At 66.7% G+C, this 1,577-nt stretch carries 1 protein-coding gene and 1 pseudogene; both read left to right on the plus strand.

Translation table 11 applies throughout. The features are described 5' to 3' along the window. Nucleotides 1–220: pseudogene (locus ACFTZB_RS45520) on the plus strand (IS1380 family transposase); the annotation flags it as partial. Between the two features lie 197 nt (nt 221–417). Then, nucleotides 418–1,577: PucR family transcriptional regulator (locus ACFTZB_RS45525; RefSeq protein ID WP_378442566.1), on the plus strand; the 1,160-nt coding region annotated here is incomplete at its 3' end.

A 1,577-nucleotide genomic window follows, 5' to 3' on the forward strand; every position in this document is an offset into this window, starting at 1 on the left:
GCCGCCACCGACCTGGTTGCCTGGGCGAAGCTGATCGGCTTCGGCGACCACCCGGATCTGGCCCGCTGCGAGATCGACACCTTCCGCTACCGGGTCTTGCACGTCGCGGCCCGCATCACCCGCGGGGGCCCGGGCGGTCCGGGTTCGGATCGATTCGAGTTGGCAATGGGCCCAAGCGATCGCCGCAGCGTGGTATCGCATCCGCGCCGCCTTCACCTGACCGCGGCCTCCTGCTCCTACGACTCACGAAAGCCAACCCGGCCAGTGGAACCGGGCACCACCCGAGCGACATCGGGCGCGCCCTTATACCCACACACCAATATCTGTCCCGCACCAGCACATCCCAGCCGAAATCCACACCTCAGGCACACGGCACGAAAGATTGAGGTTAGTACAGTGGGACGGAGAACGGTGGCGATGACCAACCGACAAGAGACTCAGCGGTGGCACGGCCTGGTGTCACGGCAGAGCGAGAACCTGGGCACGTTGGTCGAACAGTTCATGAGGCGTCTGCTCGATGCCGGCGAGTACCGCGATGCCGGGCTCCGCGAGGCCGAACTCCGCGCCACCAGCAACGACGTGTTCGGGCTGATGCTTCGTGCCCTCGTCGATCCCGCACAGGTCGGAGCGGTCGAACGATTGGCCTCCCGCCTCGGGAGGCGCAGAGCGCGCGACGGCATCCCGCTGGACTCGATGCTCACCGCCATCCGGCTCGACTTCCCGATCCTGTGGTCGGGACTGCTGTCGACGGCAGGCCGAAGCGAAGCGCACGTGCTCGCCGCGCACGCCGAGGAGGTGTGGAACGTCGTCGACACCTTCGCCCGCTTCGCTCAGGCCGCGTACCTGGCGGAACAGGATCAGTTGATCCGTGAGCGCCAAGACCTCCAGCGGCAGCAGATCAGTCTCCTGTTCGACGCCGTCGGGCAGTTCGAGGTCAACCACGTTCAGATCGCCCGCGCCCTGGGCCTCTCGGTGTCCTCGTTCTACCGGGTCGTGGCAGTACCCAGCGAGTCGGCCGTGACGCTGCGGCACAATATCGACAAGGCGCACTTCTCCGAACGGGTCTTCACGCACGAGCAGGGACGCCACCTCATCGCGTTCTGGCAGATTCCCGCCACGTCACCGATGGTGGTGACGCCACGCGAACTGGCACTGCTCGACAAGGTCCGGGCGGCGGTGGCGCCGATCGCCCGGGCGATCGCGGACATTCCGCTGGCAGCGCTGGCCGCGAGCCGGATGGTCGATCAGCTCGGGCCCGACGAGGAACGTGTCACCGATCTGAAGGCCTCGTGGCCGATGCTGGCGAAGACGTATCTCGCCGAGATCGGTTGCGATCTCGGCCAATACGTTCTGGTCCCGCTGCGCGAGGCAACCGAGCGCGAGAACGAGCGGCTCCTCGAGACGATGGCCGCGTATCTGGACACCGGCAGCCTGCTGGGGACGGCGTCGACCATCTACTGTCACCGGAACACCGTGCTGAACCGGCTTCACCGAATCGAGGAGCTGACCGGGCTCGACATCACGAAGCCGGCCGACGCGGCGCTCGCCATGGTCGCGCTTGCAGCGCAGCAGAAGTG

The sequence above is a fragment of the Rhodococcus sp. NPDC057014 genome (genome assembly GCF_042673295.1).
GTDB lineage: Bacteria > Actinomycetota > Actinomycetes > Mycobacteriales > Mycobacteriaceae > Rhodococcus_F.